Annotated in this window: 13 protein-coding genes; 6 read left to right on the top strand and 7 right to left on the bottom strand. The window is 39.9% G+C overall.

Annotated elements, in window-relative coordinates:
• Nucleotides 1–129: 129 nt before the first annotated feature.
• Nucleotides 130–2,391 carry an acyl-CoA dehydrogenase gene (locus OCI93_RS11515; protein ID WP_261595405.1) on the top strand — a complete coding sequence of 754 codons (2,262 nt, stop codon included), beginning with the start codon at nt 130–132 and terminating at the stop codon, nt 2,389–2,391.
• A gap of 8 nt (nt 2,392–2,399) precedes the next feature.
• Here the strand turns inward: OCI93_RS11515 and OCI93_RS11510 are convergent, their stop codons facing one another.
• The 4 genes from OCI93_RS11510 to metG form a co-directional block, all read right to left on the bottom strand.
• On the bottom strand, nt 2,400–2,837 hold the full coding sequence (locus OCI93_RS11510) for a hypothetical protein (protein WP_261595404.1): 438 nt from the start codon (nt 2,835–2,837) through the stop codon (nt 2,400–2,402).
• Nucleotides 2,838–2,964: 127 nt separating this feature from the next.
• Complete coding sequence (locus tag OCI93_RS11505) at nt 2,965–6,111, bottom strand: efflux RND transporter permease subunit (RefSeq protein ID WP_261595403.1); 3,147 nt, start codon at nt 6,109–6,111, stop codon at nt 2,965–2,967.
• A gap of 3 nt (nt 6,112–6,114) precedes the next feature.
• Nucleotides 6,115–7,290: an efflux RND transporter periplasmic adaptor subunit gene (locus OCI93_RS11500; protein ID WP_261595402.1), complete on the bottom strand. Its 1,176-nt coding sequence runs from the start codon at nt 7,288–7,290 to the stop codon at nt 6,115–6,117.
• Nucleotides 7,291–7,496: 206 nt separating this feature from the next.
• Nucleotides 7,497–9,524, bottom strand: coding sequence for a methionine--tRNA ligase (gene metG / locus OCI93_RS11495; RefSeq protein ID WP_261595401.1), 2,028 nt, complete (start codon nt 9,522–9,524; stop codon nt 7,497–7,499).
• 170 nt (nt 9,525–9,694) lie between these two features.
• Here metG and apbC point away from each other — a divergent pair, with 170 nt between their 5' ends.
• From apbC to OCI93_RS11480, 3 genes are all read left to right on the top strand, one after another.
• Nucleotides 9,695–10,768: an iron-sulfur cluster carrier protein ApbC gene (gene apbC, locus OCI93_RS11490; protein ID WP_261626465.1), complete on the top strand. Its 1,074-nt coding sequence runs from the start codon at nt 9,695–9,697 to the stop codon at nt 10,766–10,768.
• A 3-nt stretch (nt 10,769–10,771) separates the two neighbouring features.
• Nucleotides 10,772–11,365: a dCTP deaminase gene (gene dcd / locus OCI93_RS11485; RefSeq protein ID WP_261595400.1), complete on the top strand. Its 594-nt coding sequence runs from the start codon at nt 10,772–10,774 to the stop codon at nt 11,363–11,365.
• 144 nt (nt 11,366–11,509) lie between these two features.
• Nucleotides 11,510–13,984, top strand: coding sequence for an EAL domain-containing protein (locus OCI93_RS11480; RefSeq protein WP_261626455.1), 2,475 nt, complete (start codon nt 11,510–11,512; stop codon nt 13,982–13,984).
• Here the strand turns inward: OCI93_RS11480 and OCI93_RS11475 are convergent.
• Together OCI93_RS11475 and OCI93_RS11470 are read right to left on the bottom strand one after the other, a co-directional pair.
• Nucleotides 13,944–14,738, bottom strand: coding sequence for a CLCA_X family protein (locus tag OCI93_RS11475; protein ID WP_261626454.1), 795 nt, complete (start codon nt 14,736–14,738; stop codon nt 13,944–13,946). The two genes, OCI93_RS11480 and OCI93_RS11475, sit on opposite strands and share 41 nt — an antisense overlap.
• Nucleotides 14,735–15,331 (bottom strand): tRNA-uridine aminocarboxypropyltransferase, encoded by a 597-nt coding sequence (locus OCI93_RS11470; protein WP_261595397.1) that lies wholly within the window; start codon nt 15,329–15,331, stop codon nt 14,735–14,737. Before OCI93_RS11470 ends, OCI93_RS11475 begins: the two co-directional genes overlap by 4 nt.
• A 115-nt stretch (nt 15,332–15,446) precedes the next feature.
• On the opposite strand from OCI93_RS11470, the gene OCI93_RS11465 reads away from it, so the two are divergent.
• Nucleotides 15,447–15,791 carry an Hpt domain-containing protein gene (locus OCI93_RS11465; RefSeq protein ID WP_261595396.1) on the top strand — a complete coding sequence of 115 codons (345 nt, stop codon included), beginning with the start codon at nt 15,447–15,449 and terminating at the stop codon, nt 15,789–15,791.
• 89 nt (nt 15,792–15,880) lie between these two features.
• On the top strand, nt 15,881–17,098 hold the full coding sequence (locus OCI93_RS11460) for a pyridoxal phosphate-dependent aminotransferase (protein WP_261595395.1): 1,218 nt from the start codon (nt 15,881–15,883) through the stop codon (nt 17,096–17,098).
• A 49-nt stretch (nt 17,099–17,147) separates the two neighbouring features.
• On the opposite strand, the gene OCI93_RS11455 is transcribed toward OCI93_RS11460, so the two are convergent.
• The gene (locus OCI93_RS11455) at nt 17,148–17,822 is read right to left on the bottom strand and encodes a M15 family metallopeptidase (protein ID WP_261626453.1); all 675 of its coding nucleotides are present in this window, start codon (nt 17,820–17,822) and stop codon (nt 17,148–17,150) included.
• Nucleotides 17,823–17,828: the final 6 nt, after the last annotated feature.

Raw genomic sequence — 17,828 nt, 5'->3', positions numbered from 1 at the left:
TTGTTATATGTAAGCCGGATAATAACAGTGCTCATGTTAGGGGACAAATATTGTTAGACCAATCACCTATATAAATTGAGTTTGTGTGATTTTTAAGCATACTTAAAATGTTACCAATTGGAGGCCTGTATGAGCATTATTGTGTTAATTATCGTGTTAATTTGTATTGTTTTTTTAATACAGTCAATCCGTTATAGACTAATTACGCTACCTGTTATGCGTTATTTTAAACGCGCCCTGCCAAAGTTAACTCAAACAGAGCAAGAAGCAATGGAAGCTGGAGACACTTGGTGGGATTCGCAGTTGTTTTCGGGGCGGCCTGATTGGCAGAAGTGGCATCAAATAGATACTCCGAAACTCAATAATGAAGAACAGGCATTTATAGATAATGAGTTAGACAGATTGTTATCAATGCTTGATGAACAGCAAATCAGGCATAATAAGGATCTACCCGAAGCTGTGTGGGCATATCTAAAAGAAAATGGCTTTTTTGCTTTTATTATTCCTAAAAAATTTGGCGGTAGGGAATTTAGCGCGCAAGCTAATTCTACGATAGTCGCAAAAATTGCAAGCAAAAGCTTATCAACGGCCGTGACTGTGATGGTACCTAATAGTTTAGGGCCTGCTGAGTTATTACTACATTATGGTACACCAGAGCAACAGCAGAATTGGTTACCAAAGCTTGCCTCTGGCGATGCTTTGCCATGCTTTGCATTGACTGCTCTTGAGGCTGGCTCTGATGCCGGAGCTATTAGCGACTTTGGAGTGATATGTAAAAAAGCCTACAATGGTGAGGAAGTATTAGGTATAGAGCTCACATGGTCAAAGCGTTATATTACATTGGCGCCAGTGGCAAATGTACTTGGTTTAGCATTTAAAGCCTATGACCCTGATTGTTTACTTGGTAATAAGCAAGCTCTGGGTATTACCTGTGCGCTTATTCCTACAAGTCACGAAGGCGTTAAAACTGGACCAAGGCATAACCCGCTTGATCAAGGGTTTATGAATGGTACTACGCAAGGTAAACATGTGTTCATTCCGTTAGAGTGGGTTATTGGAGGTCGGGCAGGGATAGGTAAAGGTTGGCGTATGTTAGTGTCATGTTTAAGTGCGGGACGAGGAATTTCTCTACCTGCACTCAGTGCTGGTACTGCACATTTGTGCACGCGAACAACCTCTGCTTATAGTCAAATAAGAGAGCAATTTGGTCATCCTATTGCCGAGTTTGAAGGTGTACAGGAGAGCTTAGCGCGCATTGTGGGTTTCACCTACAGTATTGAAGCGTGTCGGCAAACCACGGCACAAGCCATTGATATGAATAAAAGTCCTGCAGTTATTACTGCTATCGCCAAGTATCATTTAACAGAAATGTCGCGCATTGTTATGAATGATGCATTAGATATTCATGGCGGTAAAGGTATTCAAAAGGGGCCTAATAATTACTTAGCAAACAACTATACAGGGATTCCAATTTCCATCACGGTTGAGGGTGCTAATATTTTGACACGTAACCTGATGATTTTTGGACAAGGTGCCACGCGATGCCATCCTTATATTTTTAAAGAAATAAAACTCATTCAACAAAGCGAAGGCACGGCGTGTGTTCGAGACTTTGATAAATTATTAATGGCGCATATTCAGCATACCTCAATTAACATTATTAAGGTGGTATGGTTGGGGCTATCAAGAGGTCATGGTATACCTGTTGGTATCTCTGGTCCAACTCAAGTGTATTATAAAAAGCTCAATTGGCTCAGTGTCTGTCTTAGTGTGTGCGCTGATGTCGCCATGCTCAAATTGGGAGGTGAACTTAAGCGCAAAGAAATGCTTTCTGCTCGATTAGGTGATGTGCTTAGCCATTTATATTTAGCCTCATGTGTATTAAAAAAATATGAACATGATGGCCGGCAGCAAGGTGATATGAAAGCGGTGAATTATGCCATTGCATATCACTTAAAAGCGGGTTTTGATGCATTAAATGACTTTATAGAAAATTTTACTAACAGGTTTGTAGCGCAAATAATGAAGCGGGCTTGTTATATGTTTGGGCATGGTGCTAAGGGTCCATCAGATTATATGGTAACTGATTTGAGCAAAAGCATATTAAATGATAAAAGCGCCCGAGAACGCGTAAGTCATTTATGTTCGGTACAATCAAATAGTGCTGTGGCGTTAGTTGAACAAGCATATCTTAAATATAAAGCGACATTACCTATACGTATTAAATTTAGTCAATGGCAAAAAAATGATAAAGGATATTGCTACGATAAAGCATTCGCTGATCTAGTTATGTTGGCACAAAGCGAACAAGCATTGTCGAAGGAAGAGGCAAAATCGCTTATAAATGCGCACGAAGCTTGTTTAAAAGCGATTTCAGTTGATATATTTTGAATAACATTTTATCTGGCAAATGGGTCTGGATTGATTTTATCGATATACCATTTGCCTTTTTTTCTTAGCATTTGAACGCTGCGCATGTCATCGACTTTATCTCCGTTAAAGGAGCCAGTAAATACTAAGTTTATTTTTGCTTTGTCACCATATTGCTCACGTAAGCTTGCATTAGTCATATCAATTTCAATGGTAACTTCATCGAACTGCATATTCACTAAATTACGCGCAAATTGTGATGCTGTTCCATATGAACGCATGATTCTCGCTAATCTAGGGGTTGCATGTTCAAGCGCCATATTTATATTATTCTTATTATACAAAGCATCGAAATAAATTGTTGCGGTAACGCCAGGGTTACTTTCATCACCTTTAGGCATATCGCTGTCACCACAGCCTACTAAAAATAAAACAAATGTTACTAGAATTGTTTGTATTAGTTTCATAATAAATTGAGAATGGTTCTAGATTTCTTAAGTCTGTAATTAAATGAGTAATAAGTAAAGGCAGGAATGCGGCTGAGATAAAAAAAGCTCGTTTTTCAACGAGCTTTTTGGTTGGGAAGGTACAAATTTAAATTTGTTCTGTTACAGCTGGCGTGTGGTCTGCTTTATTAAACCACTTTTTAAAGAGTGCTTTAATATCTTCGAGTACAACATATTGACATGGTATGAGTACGAGCGTGATTACAGTGGCGAATAAGACGCCAAATGCGAGCGATACAGCCATTGGTATAACAATTTGAGCCTGCAAACTTGTTTCCGTGATAATTGGAACCAACCCCATAAACGTAGTTAAGGAGGTTAATAGTATTGCTCTAAAGCGCATGCATCCGGCATCAACAACCGCTTGTTTGATTGTTCTACCTTGTTCTCGCGCTTTATTGACAAAATCAACCATCACTAATGAATCATTAACCACAACACCTGCTACAGCTATAATTCCGAAGAAAGATAAGCTACTCATAGTGATACCCATAACCATATGACCAATGACAGCACCCACAACGCCAAATGGGATCACCGACATGATAAGAAGAGGCTGAGAGTATGAGCGCAGTGGGATCGCCAGCAGTGCGAAGATAATCATCAGAGAAAGTGCGAAGTCTCTGACTTGCTCAGCCACACTGTTCATTTCTTCTTGAATACGACCAGCAACATTGCTGGTTACGCCCGGATAATTTTTTAATAAAGAAGGCAAATATTCATCGCGTATTTCTTCAGCAATTTTAAAAGGTTCAGCTTGGTTAGTATCCACAGATGCCCAGACGTTTACAGTACGCTTTGCATTTTCACGACGAATACGGTTTACACCATCAACTAGTTTCACATTCGCAATTTCAATTAAAGGCACTTCAGCACCTGATGGGCTGATAATACGCACATCTTGAATATCACTAATTGAGTTGCGGGCTTCTTTTGGATAGCGGATCATCACTTTAATTTCTTCACCATCTCGTAAGATTCTTTGTGCCTCTAAGCCGTAGTAGCTAAAGTTAACTTGAGAGGCAACATCAGATAAAGTGAGGCCCATGCTGTAAGCTAAAGGTTTAAGTTCAAGTTGAACTTCATCCGTTGAGCTTTGCATCGAGTCATTTACATCACCGACGCCCTCAATAGTATTGAGTTTCTCTCTTAATAAGTTTGCGACTTCTTGAAGTTGATCTTTGTTTTTACCTTCTAAGCGGAAATTAATGTCTCCATCATCTCGTCCGCCATTACCAATACTATCTTGAATATTAAGTGTTTTAACGCCAGGCAATGGTGGCATCTGCTCTCGCCACATGGCACTTAGCGCAAAAGTATCAACAGGTCTTAAATCCGGCTCGACTAAAATAGCCATAATATTAGCATTTGTGCGCCCTCTTAAACTCACTGACAAATCACGGATCATACCAGTGCCATAGGTCGCTTCAATTTGCTTATCTACTTCTAAGATTAATGCTTCCACTTTTTGTACAGTTTGTAGTGTCGCCGACTCTGATGATGATAAGTTCATTTCAATACTGATTTGTGGAAAATCATGTGGAATTTTCGGATTAGCAACAAACTTAATGAAACCACCGGCAAACATTCCACCAGCAACAATAATAATGGCTAGAAAGCTGATAATAACGGTATAGCGATAGTGGATACATCGCTCAATAAATGGACGATACATCTTATCGATAAAATGTTTTAAACCACCATCAAGTGACGCACGCAAACGGTGGAATGGGTTTTTAGGGTTGCTCGGTTTATTTTTCATGGCGGCTAAGTGAGCTGGCAAGATTAGTTTTGATTCGATTAAAGAGAAAATCAAACACAGAATAATCACTCCGCCGATGGCTTTAGAAAATGCAGCAGCAGGGCCTGTTGCAAATGTTTGTGGCAAGAAAGCGGCGATAGTGGTGAGCACACCAAAGGTTGCTGGAATAGCAACACGCTTAACACCTCGAACCACATTATCTAATGTGTGGCCATGCTTTTCAATTTCGGAGTGCACAGACTCGCCGACCACAATGGCATCATCAACGACTATTCCTAGAACCAAAATAAAGGCAAAAAGAGATGCTAGGTTAATAGTAATATCTAAAGTGCCTATTGGCATAAGTAAAAATGCACCTAGAAAAGAAACTGGTAAGCCCATCATTACCCAAAAAGCTAATCTGACGCGTAAAAATAATGCCAGCATTAACATGACTAAAATACCACCTAAAATCATGTTTTCTATCATCATGTTGAGGCGACCATTGAGATAGTATGTTAGGTCAATAAATGGCTCGATATTAACGCCATTAGGTAACGTTTTTGAACGTTGCGCAAGGTAGTTATTAATGGTACTTGCAACGACGGTAATATCTTGATCTTTGGATGCTTGAATTTCAAAGGTGAGTGAGTTTTTACCATTGTATTTAGAATACTGTAGTCCTTCTTCAAAACCATCATGGATAGTTGCTACATCACCTAAACTAACTTGCGCACCATCTTCAAGCGTTATCAGAGGAAGGTTTGCGAACTCATTGCCACGGTATGCTTGATTTTCAACACGCATTGAAATGTAGCCATTATCAGAGCGAATTTGACCTGCAGACATATTCGCAGAAAAAGACTGCACAGCTTGTGAAATATCTCTAAAGCTTAAACCATATTCTCTTAATTTATCTGGGCTTACTTCGATACCAATTTCATAGTTTAGGCCACTATAAAATTGCACCAAATTAATACCTGGTAGAGCCAGCATCTCGTCATGAATAGTGTTACCGAGTTCTTTTAGTTGCACATTATTTAAATCACCATATAAAGACAGCCACATTACTTCTTGGGTTGCCTTGTCATAGCTGACTATTGGGCGCTCCATACCAACAGGAAAACTAGGTACAGAGTCAACTTGCATTTTAACTTCGTCTAACACCAAAAGGGGGTCGTAGTGATCTTCAACTTCAATCCAAGTTTGTGAAAAGCCACGGTTGGAATAGGTGATCATTCGTTTGATCCCTTCAAGCCCTTCCATGGCTTCTTCGACCTTAATTGTGATGCCTTCTTCTACTTCTTGTGGTGCAGCCCCAGGGTATATGGCTTGTACACTTAACCAGTGACTTTCATATTGTGGAAACATCTGCTTTCTGATTGAAAAAGAAGTAAGTAACCCACCTACGAGAATAAATATCATGAGTAAATTTGCGGCAACTGGGTTGCGTGCAAACCACGCAATAATGCCTTTTTCAGTTAGATTACTCATGATCTACTCCTCTTTCAATGCAAGCTGAGTATCAGTCACCGACTCGGTACCATCATTTAATTTAAGTTGCATGCCTTCAGTAGGGTACTCAAGCGCTGAGGTTATTAGTTGCGCGCCATTGTTAATTCCCGCATCTACAATGGAATAGCCATTATATTCTCTTATTATGTTGAGCGTTTTAAAGCTTAATGTGTGGTCATCATTAATAATGGACACTTGGCCATTTTTAACCAGGTACTGAGGAATTGATGCAGCATTATCAATGGTTTTGCCATCGATTGTGGCATTTAGGTAAGCCCCAAAGCGAAGTGGTGTTCTATCACTTGCGTAGGGTCTTTTTACCTGCGCAACGAGGTAGGTCATACGGCTGCGTTGGTCAATAACCCCTTCGCTGCGAACAATCGTTCCTTGCCACTTTACTGGTTTACCTTCAACTTGGGCGGTGAGTGTTACGTTTGCATTAATTCCTCCATTAACAAGGTATTGCAACTCATTATCGGCGACAGGTAAGCGTATCTCGGCAACTGATGTTGCGTTAAGCATACCAAATGTACTACCAGGATTGACAACACTCCCTAGGCTTAAATCTCTACTGGCAATAATTGCATCGTAAGGGGCTTTAATGTAAGTGCGTTCTAAGTTGCGTTTTGCTCTTTTTACACTCGCTTGTGCAGCGCGAAAACTTGCAAGTTTCTCTGCTAATTGTGGTTTGCGCAAGTACAACTCGGATGGAATTGTTGCGCTGGCATTATCTTTAATGCGCTGCCACTCAGTCTTTGCAACGTGCGCTTGTGCTTGTTCTATTTCCAGTGCAGAGCTTGCTTGTGCAAGGCTTGCTTGTGCTTCAATTAAAGCGGCTTCATAGTCGTTCGGATCGATACGGGCAAGTATATCCCCTTGATTTACAAACCCACCCTTTACAAACGCATCAGACACAGCAATCACTTGACCGCTTACTTGGGCGACAAGCTCAGTGTTGTATTTTGGTTTGACCAGTCCATATGAATCTACATTGAGTTGCATCGGCGCAACGAGTATAGGTTTGGTTTCGACAAGGGGGTGAATTACTTGTTCGGGTTTTTGTTCAGGAGGCTGTTTCATTGCTGAGAATGCGACTGCTATGCCTATGCCTCCGACTAATACCGCAAGGGGTAATAATATTTGTTTTTTACTAGCCACGTTATCTTCCTTCCAACTGTTGATGTTGTTGGTATCAAGCTTTTGTTGATACCGATACAAGGATAATAAACGATAAGATATGTCTAGTTGTTTATTTAGGTTCTAAAGTTGTAACAAAGCATTACATATGAGGCTTTTTGTAATACTTTCAGGTATAAATATGGAAAAGGCCCATAATGGGCCTTTAAAAATATAAAATAATAAGCTTACATGACGCGCATGCCTGGTTCAGAACCTTCATCTGGGTTTAAAATATAAATTTCTTTGCCACCAGGACCTGCTGCTAAAACCATACCCTCTGACATACCAAAGCGCATTTTTCGCGGTTTTAAGTTAGCGACCATTATAGTCAGCTTACCCTCAATCTCCTCTGGAGAGTATGCTGATTTTATGCCTGCAAATACTTGGCGAGTTTCACCACCTAAATCAAGGGTGAGTTTAAGTAACTTTTCCGCGCCTTCGACATGTTCAGCTTTGGCTATTTTAGCGACGCGTAAGTCTACCTTGGCAAAGTCGTTAAATTCAATCTCTTCGCAAATAGGCTCTTTGGCCAGTGGGCTATTTGGGTCGAGCTTAGGTTTGTTACTGGCTTCCAAGCTTTCTTTAGATTCATCTAGCATCAGGTTTACTTTATCCATATCAACACGTTGCATGAGCGCTTTAAATTTGTTGATACTATGCCCAGTAAGTACATCTTGCGTACTATCCCAAGTTAATTCAGTATTCAAAAACTGTTCTACATTGGCAGCCATGGCAGGTAAAACAGGTTTTAAATAGGTCATTAATATTTTGAACATATTTAGACCAGCAGAACACACATCATGCGCTTGTGCTTGCGTTTGTTCATCCTTAATTAATACCCATGGTGCTTGTGCATCAATAAACTGGTTTGCTTTATCAGCAAGCGCCATAATTTCACGAATGGCTCTGCTGTAATCACGTTGTTCATAATATTGCGCAATGCTCTCAGAGGCGTTTTTAAACTGCGCGATAAGCTCAGGTTCAAGCACATTATCACTCATTTTTCCGTCAAACTTCTTGCTAATAAAGCCAGCACATCGTGAGGCGATGTTGACGACTTTACCGACTAAATCCGAGTTAACACGTTGCGCAAAATCGTCTAAATTTAGATCTAAGTCGGTAATGCCGCTATTTAATTTGGCCCCAAAGTAATACCTTAAAAACTCTGGGTCTAAATGTTCTAAGTAGGTACGCGCCTTAATAAAGGTTCCTTTGGACTTGGACATCTTTGCGCCATTGACTGTTACAAAGCCATGTGCATAGACATTTGTTGGTTTTCGGAACTGTGCACCCTCTAGCATGGCTGGCCAAAACAGGCTGTGGAAGTAGATAATATCTTTGCCAATGAAGTGATAAAGCTCGGTGTTAGCGTCTTCAGCCCAAAACTCATCAAAATTTAGGCCTTTTTTATCACAGAGGTTTTTAAAGCTTGCCATGTAACCGATTGGTGCATCGAGCCACACGTAGAAGTATTTACCAGGAGCACCTGGAATTTCAAAGCCAAAGTAAGGAGCATCACGGCTAATGTCCCACTGCTGCAGGCCATCAGCAAACCATTCTTCAAGTTTATTTGCCATTTCTGATTGTAATGAACCAGAGTGTAACCACTCTTTTAACATGCCCTCAAAAGCGGGCAAGTCAAAAAAGAAATGCTCAGAGTCTTTTAAAACAGGTGTTGCTCCTGACATAACTGAACGTGGATTTTTTAGCTCGGTAGGGCTATAAGTTGCACCACAAGCATCACAGCTATCACCATTTTGGTCCTGTGCATCACATGTTGGACAAGTACCTGTTACGAAACGATCTGGTAGGAAAATATTTTTTTCAGGGTCAAAAAGCTGAGAAATCGTGCGCTTTTTAATGTGACCTTTTTCATCCAAACGCTTATAGATGAGCGCGCTTAGTTCACGGTTCTCTTCACTGTGAGTACTATGGTAGTTATCAAATTCAATATTGAAATCTGCAAAGTCGCGTTGGCGCTCAATACTGACATTTTTAACCATTTCTTCAGGGCTGATCCCTTGTTTTTGTGCATTGAGCATAATGGGCGTGCCGTGAGCATCATCTGCGCACACATAATAGGTTTCATGGCCGCGCAATTTTTGAAAGCGAGACCAAATGTCTGTTTGAATATATTCTAACATGTGACCAAGGTGCGTAGGTCCGTTTGCATAAGGTAATGCACTGGTGATGAGAATTTTTCTCTTCGTCATAACTGTTCCAAGATTGTCGCGTGACTGCGTTCAATTATCAGCCAAACCGCAAAGTTTAAGCAATCACTTGCCATTTTAGTGACATGTATCGCATTAATAGACTGGTTTTAATGGGTTGAATGTTACATAATTCCGTGGCCTTTTTCATCACTAGAGTGCGTTTTATTTCTATGTTTGGCCTCAATAAACTTTTTAAAAAAGACAATCAATTAGAACAACAGATTTTTAGCGAGTTGGCAGCGTATAAAAGTAGCGTATTTCCATTAGGTATTGAGTCAAGTTGGGTGGAGAAAATTGACATTCAGGGCTCAATAGTAAAAGTAACTTTGAATCTGCCATTTGCGGCATCTGGAGCTGCTGTTTTTTTGCGTGAAATGCTATCGTCAAAATTTGATAAAAGCATTGACGTTGTTATTAACTGTTTGTTGCCAAAAGCCTATAAATTCAAAAATATAAAACATATTGTATTGGTTGCTTCAGGCAAAGGTGGAGTTGGCAAGTCAACAACTGCGGTTAACTTAGCACGCGCTTTACAAGCTCAAGGTGGCAAAGTGGGAGTGCTCGATGCTGACATATATGGGCCTTCTATTCCTTCATTGTTTTCGGTTATGGATGAAAAACCGACAACACAAGATAATCAGACACTAAATCCAATCAGCAAAGATGGAATTAAGGTACAATCAATCGGTTTTTTAGTTTCTCCACAAGATGCCACCGTTTGGCGTGGCCCAATGGCATCTGGCGCACTTAACCAGTTGCTGAACGAAACTCAATGGGGTGAACTTGACTATTTAATTGTAGATATGCCGCCGGGCACGGGTGATATTCAATTAACAATGACACAAAAAGTACCAGCCAGTGGTGCGTTGATTGTGACAACCCCGCAAGACTTGGCATTGCTTGATGCACAAAAAGGCATCGCTATGTTCAACAAGGTTAACTTACCTATTTTGGGGTTAATTGAAAATATGAGCCATTTTGTATGCACGCATTGTGGTGAAAAAAATCATGTGTTTGGCAAACACGGTGGCGAACAGTTAGCACTTCGACATGCAGTACCATTGTTGGCCGCGATACCGCTTAACATGGAGATCAGAGAGACGTCTGAACTTGGAGGCTGTCTATCCGTTGAGCATGCCAATATTTTTGAACATTACGCAGCATGCGCTCAAACACTCAGCAGCATGCTCTATTATCAAACGCTGTCGGCCCCAACTGTCGATATCGTCATTACGGATGACTGATTAATGAGATTATCAGATAAACATATAAAACAAGCAGTTGCAGAACAAAAAATCATTATCGAGCCTGCGCCAAGCGAAGACATGATTTCTGGTATTACAGTTGACTTGAGACTGGGTAATAAGTTTCGTGTATTTCAAGACTATGGTGCGCCCTACGTGGATTTAAGTGGACCTAAAGATCAGCTTAATGCGGCAATGGAGTCGATTATGAGTGACGAAATTGTCCTTGAAGATGGACAAGCGTTTTTCTTACATCCTGGTCAATTAGCCTTAGCGATGACTTATGAATCGGTGACATTACCTGCAGATTTAGTTGGTTGGTTAGATGGGCGATCATCATTAGCACGTTTAGGGCTTATGGTGCATGTAACAGCACATAGAATTGACCCTGGTTGGGCAGGTAATATCGTCCTTGAATTTTATAATTCGGGTAAATTACCTTTGGCTTTAAGACCAAAAATGAAAATAGGGGCGTTGAGCTTTGAAACGATGACCAGTGCTGCTGATAACCCTTATAACATCCGTAAAGATGCAAAATATAAAGGCCAGAATAGTGCGGTTGCCAGTCGCATCAGTGCCGACAATAACAACAATTAATTACCGCTTTTAACAGGCGGTGGATTTTAGGTGTACCGACATGCACCGCCTCTTTATCATTTATTTGCTCGCATTAACCCAGAAAACTTCCATACTAACTAATAGTCATGCGTAAATACATGGCGCGTTTTTAAAGGAGTGAAGATGGGTATTAATAAAGCCTTTCTGGTGTTTATGCTTTATCTAACCATGACAGTTAGTTGTGGCTCTTTGGCTTCACCAGTTTCTTACTATAATGATTTAAGCAACCAACAGCCGATCGAAGATATTTTACAAAGGGAAAGTGAATTTGTAGCACTTGATAAGCAATCTCCTATCGCACCCAAGTTAGTATCAACCTGGCTTAGAGTCGAGACCTCACAATTGAATTTGTCTGGTTCAAGTCATGTGCTTTATATAGAAAAGCCAATTAATAGCTTGGTTGAATTTTATCGAGTTCTACAGGGCAATGTCATAGAGCAGGTAACAATACCCCAAGATAATGCCTCTTACTCTCGTTTACAAAGTATTTCTCCCCATATTATGTTTGCAGCTTCAGAGCGAAACTCACTGGTATATATTCATATTCGTTCTCCCTATACAGTGAAGTTTAATTACTTCGTAACGTCACAAGAAAATTTCAAAAAGCAAAATCAGTCGAAATTATTTTGGTATGGTATTGAACTCGGGTTGCTTTACTTTATCGCTTTATTATTAGCGTGTATGGCGTTAATAACTAAGCGTAAACACTTGGCTTTACTTGGTATTTATATAAGCTTTTTAGCTATACAATGTAGTGTTAACAATGGCAGTATTTATTTTTATTTGCCGCTTGAATTGGGTAAATCAATCGCTTCTTTAAATGGCAGCTGGCTTATTTTGGCGTGCGCTATGTGCTTGATATACCATAAATCATGCTTTTCGTCGATGAAAGACAATAAAGAGCTTTCATACTTAGTTTGGATCACAACTGGGGGGCTCGTTGTAGGCGCTGCAATATTGTTTGGTATGGGTACTGCCTTATCAAACCAATTTCAAGCTTTAGCTTGCCTGGTCACTGCAGCTGTATTAATTGCAGTTTACTATCAATGTCGAACAGAGGTAACCACAGATATTTGGCTAATGGCGGGCGCTTGGTTGCCTATGTTGGCACTTGGCTTCGTGTGGGTAAGTATGCAATTAGGTATTATTACCAACGGTCAGATGCTTGAAGTGAGTAAATTAGCAATTGTGATGCATATCCTACTACTTATGTTCAATATATTTGTTAACGATAAAAAACTTAAAGAGCGAGTACTATTTTATAGTCTACATGACCCAGATACAGGGCTTTCAAATCGTTATGCTTTGAATCAATATTTAACGCATTTAGTGCATGCTAATACGCATCATACTTTGTTGTTATTTAGACCTTTAGTTATCCACTCAATACGATTAAATTTGGGTCTTGAACATGCAAATAAGCATTTGAATGAGCTTTTTAGCAAATTGCACTTGCAGTTGGATACCTATGGCACCTTAACGCTAAGCGATCAAAAGGCCCGTAACACAGAAATATTCCGCTTAGATGACTGTACTTTTGGTATTACTTTGCTTGGTAAGCTGTCATTAAGCCAAATTGAGCAATATGTGTGTATTTTATCAAGCGTGTTTGAAGAAGGGATCGACTATAAAGGTATTCGATTGGTCGATGAGATTGAAGTGGGTGTTGCTCACTATCCCTTGCATGCAAAGACTGCTGAAGGACTCGTTCAAAAAGCAATGTTAGCGCTATCCACTAAATCGGATCATAGTGAGCGTTGGCAAATATTTGATCTGGCTAACTCAGTGGTATCAGAACGTCGGATGCAGTTATCTTCTGCTTTGAAAGAAGCAATTGAGAATGATAGTTTTAGCTTGTACCTTCAGCCGCAAATAAATTTAGCAACTGGGAAAGTATACGGCTGCGAAGGTTTATTAAGGTGGTTTCACCCTAAATTAGGGCAAATACCACCAGATGAATTTATTCCTATTGCTGAATCATCAGGGCTTATTCACTCTTTAACTGAATTAGTATTGGAAAAAGGGTTAAATTACCAAAAACAGCTGGTTGAACAGTATCCAGGGCATGTTTTATCGCTTAACATTTCAGGAAAAGATCTCGCAAAAAAAGAACTGTTGGTACATTTAATAACTTTGGTGAATCAACTGAATTTAAATCCGTCACAAATTGTGATTGAAATTACAGAGTCAGTCACAATCGCCAATGAAATATACTTGAAAAACATATTAGATGATTATCGTAGTGTAGGCGTAAAATTAGCGCTCGATGATTTCGGAACAGGTTATTCCTCGTTAGCTTACTTAAGTCGTTTAGGGTTTGATGAATTAAAAATTGATAAGCAGTTTGTTATGGATATAGAAACTTCTAAAAGTAATCAGACCATCACTAAAGCAATGTCAGATTTGGCGCATAGTTTGGGTCTAAGGGTGGTTGCTGAAGGTATTGAAAGTGAGCAAAGCTACACGCGTTTACAACATTATGGCTGCGATTATGGACAAGGTTATTTTATATCGAAACCATTGGCATTTGAGGACTATTTGAAGTGGTTGTATAAGGTTAGTCACAGTGATGATGTAAAGCAGTACCTAGCTCACTGAAGTAGTGGAAGATGATGTCTGATAGGGTGATTATATTATCTAAACATGGGAATCCTCCTTGCTTTTGTAGTTTGCTGTTTTTTACTCCGCTTACGAGATACTCATTGAGTATTTTTGGATTGTGGCTTATGCATGCTTCAAAAGCACGAGCACTCATTTCTTGTGGACGGCTAAAATAGAGTAAATCGTATTGCATATCAAGTGCTTTAGCTTGTTGAAAAAATTGGCTGGGTTGATCAGTATTGTCACTTAAAAATAGTTGCTTAAAAAATTGATCTAATAATAAATTAAGTGGATGGCGGTAAGTGACATTACACTGTATCCATAGGCTAGATGCAAATGATAGGGGGGTTGTACTGGCAAATAGCTTTTTACAAATATAGTGGTCAAATGCATGCCACCACTCATGCGCCAGAGCACCAGCTCCGGCATTTTTTGCCAGCGCTAGGGTTCTTGCTGCTGCATCATAATGTGCTTGTACACCGAGTTGTCCCCCCGCACCGAAAGCAAAATTGAGAGTACCTCTTAGGCCAATAACCTGTGGGGGAACTTGTAAAATCTGTGCTAAGTCAGCCAATGCATCATAAATTAAATTAGCGCCAATGCGCTGTTCATAAGGGGTAACCCAACTTCCGATTGTGATTGTTCTAAAACCAAAGGTATGCTTAATTTCTTGAAAATCCGTCTGATCATCAAAACGATAATCAGGGCCTTCTCTTTTAAAATTAGATGCGATCCTTGGTATGTAACTCATAATTTATACCGAGATTTAACGTGTTCTGGCATCAACTTCGTTTGTTGCATTACCATCCCATTGAGTAAATTAAGCAAGGGTTGTTGATCTATTTGCTCATATTCATTCAAAAATAGTGAAACAGCCTCTAAAGTTGATAAACTATGCGCTTGCTCAGCCTTGCGAATGCGATATTGATTTTTGGGTATTTGAGAAAAAGTCACTTTTGGGAGTTTATTGAGCCATGGATTTAGGGCAAATATTTTGTGTGTTTTTTTCCACGTACCATCAATAACAATTAGTACGTCTATGGGAGCATGCTGCTCACTGAGCTGTTGCACAGTGATAGCTTGCTCATTGGGGTATAATAAGGCACACCGTTGGTTTTGCGTTATTTTTTGCACTTGAGTAAAGTCATCACTACTTTCTCCAGTGAAAACGCAAATATTGGTTAGTTGTAATTTTAAAAGTCGTACAGTATTTTTTGCCAGAGATACTTCGTCTGGGTATTGTAAAACGACAATTTTGGTTTTATTTGATAGTGAAGGGGTTACATAATGACATACACATGTTGTTTCAGGGTAATGGCACTTTGTACAACAATTTCTCTTCATTGTTTGCTCTAAAACAAAAACACATGATAAATGTTATCATAAATATCAAATTGTTTTGCTAACGATAGGTGAATTGTCTAGCATTACAAGTAACGACCTGTTGGAAGGGAATTTTATGAACGTAAGTATTGATAATGGTGCGCTGGAAAGTATGCAATCTCTGCTTGGGGATCAATTCGAAGACACTTTGGTTTTTTGTTGCAGTGAATTTGAAAGGTTAGAGAACGATCTCAAATTGGCGCTTGATTGCGATAAGCAAGAAGCTATACGTCATGCCCACAGTTTAAAGTCTAACGCTGCTCAGTTTGGTGCAATTAGCTTAAGCGGCACAGCCAGAGCGATTGAGCAGGGGTTAATCAAAGGAGATGAGCTTAGTGTTACTGAAAATATGGAACAGATAACAGAGCAGGTTGTTGGCTCTAAGTCTCAGTTGCTGCAATGGCTTGCGATGAATCCATAACTTTTATTATTCTATAGATATCTTCGTTTATCCCTCTGGTTTTTCTGGGCATATATAGGCTATGCTAGGCATTGGAAATGGGGGGATAAATGACAAAAATTACAAAAAGTAACAAACTTGACGGTGTGTGCTATGACATTCGTGGCCCAGTGCTCACACAAGCCAAAAAAATGGAAGAAGATGGGCTTAAAGTACTCAAACTAAATATAGGTAACCCGGCAGCCTTTGGCTTTGATATGCCGGAGGACATGCACCGAGATATTATTCGCAATTTATACTCAGCTCAAGGCTATTGTGATTCTAAAGGGCTATATTCAGCACGTGTGGCGGTGTACCAGCACTATCAGCAAAAATCGTTACCAAATATCAGTGTTGATAATATTTACATTGGTAACGGAGTGAGTGAGCTGATTCAAATGACGACCCAAGCATTGCTCAACAATGGTGATGAAGTGCTTATTCCGGCACCTGATTACCCGCTATGGACCGCGTCGGTCAAGTTGGCAGGGGGAACACCTGTTCATTACCGCTGTGATGAACAACAAGATTGGTTTCCTGATTTAGTCGATATAAAACAAAAAATAACGAATAAAACCAAAGCACTTGTGCTGATAAATCCGAATAACCCCACTGGAGCCGTATACGATAAAGCGCTACTTCAAGGGTTAATTGATATCGCGCGTGAGCACCAGTTGCTGCTATTGAGTGATGAGATATACGAAAAAATCTTATACGATGGTGCTGAGCACACCTCAATAGCTGCAATGTGTGATGATTTACCAGTTATTACTTTTAATGGTTTGGCTAAAACTTATCGTGCTGCTGGTCTGAGGATGGGCTGGATGATTTTAAGTGGTAAAGTCAGTGCAATGGGAGATTTAGCAACGGGATTAGATATGCTTGCCTCAATGCGTTTATGCGCAAACGTACCTGCACAGTTTGCAATTCAACAAGCGCTTGGGGGTGTGCAATCTATTGATGCTTTAATTGAGCCCGGTGGAAGGTTATTTGAGCAGCGAAATATAGCTTATGATGGTCTAAACAATATAGAAGGTTTGTCGTGCGTTAAACCAAAAGGTGCACTCTATGCGTTTGCTAAAATCGACACTATTAAGTTTAATGTCAAGAATGATGAAAAATTGATGCTCGATTTGTTACGGGAAGAAAAGATACTACTTGTTCATGGGCGTGCGTTTAATTGGCCAGAGCCAGATCATTTTAGATTGGTCTTTTTACCACATAAAGATGAATTAGAGCCTGCAATGTTGCGTATGCAGCGGTTTTTTGCAAACTATCGTCAATCTTAAATGTTTTTTTATCAGACACAGCTATCGTTAGCTGTGTCTAGAAGCGTATTTAATTAGGATAAGTAATATTGCTGATAAAGCGCTTATGAAGCATTGCTAAATTGCTTAAAATTGCTTTTTTTCCTAACACCTCTTGATTTTTTAATGCTGCAGCGATGTTGTGTGTGCTTTGATACTGTTCAAGTTGCTTAGCAACACGCTGGTGGCTAATATGCCAAGGCTCTTGAGCCACGCCTCCTTGATAGCAATTGTAGGGTTTAAAAAAGCTGTACGTTTGTAAATGTTCATCTAGCCAATTGCTAAACTCAGCGAATGGCCCGCCTAGTTGATACTCCCATGGTTCAAGTTGCAAGTTTTGATTTGGCGCAAGGCAATTTGCAGCATATATGTCTAAATCGCTGCCAAAGTGATGTCGACTGCCACCCGGCAAAGCAGAGAAAAGCATAATTGCTTCACACTTAGCTTGTTCATCTAGTTTAGATAAGTCAACTTCTTGACCATTGATATCATAGACAGGGCGTTGCTTGGCGAATTTTGCGTTCCAAATAGCAGCCTGACGCTCAAAGCCCCTATAGCTTGACGCAATACGCAACTCAAACCCGTCTCGTTTGGCTGCGCTGGATAACATGTTTAGGTCATCAATAATGTCCTTATGCACATAGATGTTTTGCCAGCAGGCGAGGTGTGCATCAGATAAACCGCAGGCAATTTTTGACATATCCATAAAAGT

It is taken from the genome of Pseudoalteromonas holothuriae (assembly GCF_945859825.1).
GTDB classification, from domain to species: Bacteria; Pseudomonadota; Gammaproteobacteria; order Enterobacterales; family Alteromonadaceae; genus Pseudoalteromonas; species Pseudoalteromonas holothuriae.
This window is presented reverse-complemented; position numbering and strand designations above follow the sequence as displayed.

Excerpts from the sequence above, each read along its gene's own strand:
- OCI93_RS11515 (WP_261595405.1), top strand. The coding sequence starts at position 130 with ATGAGCATTATTGTGTTAATTATCGTGTTAATTTGTATTGTTTTTTTA.
- OCI93_RS11510 (WP_261595404.1), bottom strand. The coding sequence starts at position 2,837 with ATGAAACTAATACAAACAATTCTAGTAACATTTGTTTTATTTTTAGTA.
- OCI93_RS11505 (WP_261595403.1), bottom strand. The coding sequence starts at position 6,111 with ATGAGTAATCTAACTGAAAAAGGCATTATTGCGTGGTTTGCACGCAAC.
- metG (WP_261595401.1), bottom strand. The coding sequence starts at position 9,524 with ATGACGAAGAGAAAAATTCTCATCACCAGTGCATTACCTTATGCAAAC.
- apbC (WP_261626465.1), top strand. The coding sequence starts at position 9,695 with ATGTTTGGCCTCAATAAACTTTTTAAAAAAGACAATCAATTAGAACAA.
- dcd (WP_261595400.1), top strand. The coding sequence starts at position 10,772 with ATGAGATTATCAGATAAACATATAAAACAAGCAGTTGCAGAACAAAAA.
- OCI93_RS11480 (WP_261626455.1), top strand. The coding sequence starts at position 11,510 with ATGGGTATTAATAAAGCCTTTCTGGTGTTTATGCTTTATCTAACCATG.
- OCI93_RS11475 (WP_261626454.1), bottom strand. The coding sequence starts at position 14,738 with ATGAGTTACATACCAAGGATCGCATCTAATTTTAAAAGAGAAGGCCCT.
- OCI93_RS11470 (WP_261595397.1), bottom strand. The coding sequence starts at position 15,331 with ATGAAGAGAAATTGTTGTACAAAGTGCCATTACCCTGAAACAACATGT.
- OCI93_RS11465 (WP_261595396.1), top strand. The coding sequence starts at position 15,447 with ATGAACGTAAGTATTGATAATGGTGCGCTGGAAAGTATGCAATCTCTG.
- OCI93_RS11460 (WP_261595395.1), top strand. The coding sequence starts at position 15,881 with ATGACAAAAATTACAAAAAGTAACAAACTTGACGGTGTGTGCTATGAC.
- OCI93_RS11455 (WP_261626453.1), bottom strand. The coding sequence starts at position 17,822 with ATGGATATGTCAAAAATTGCCTGCGGTTTATCTGATGCACACCTCGCC.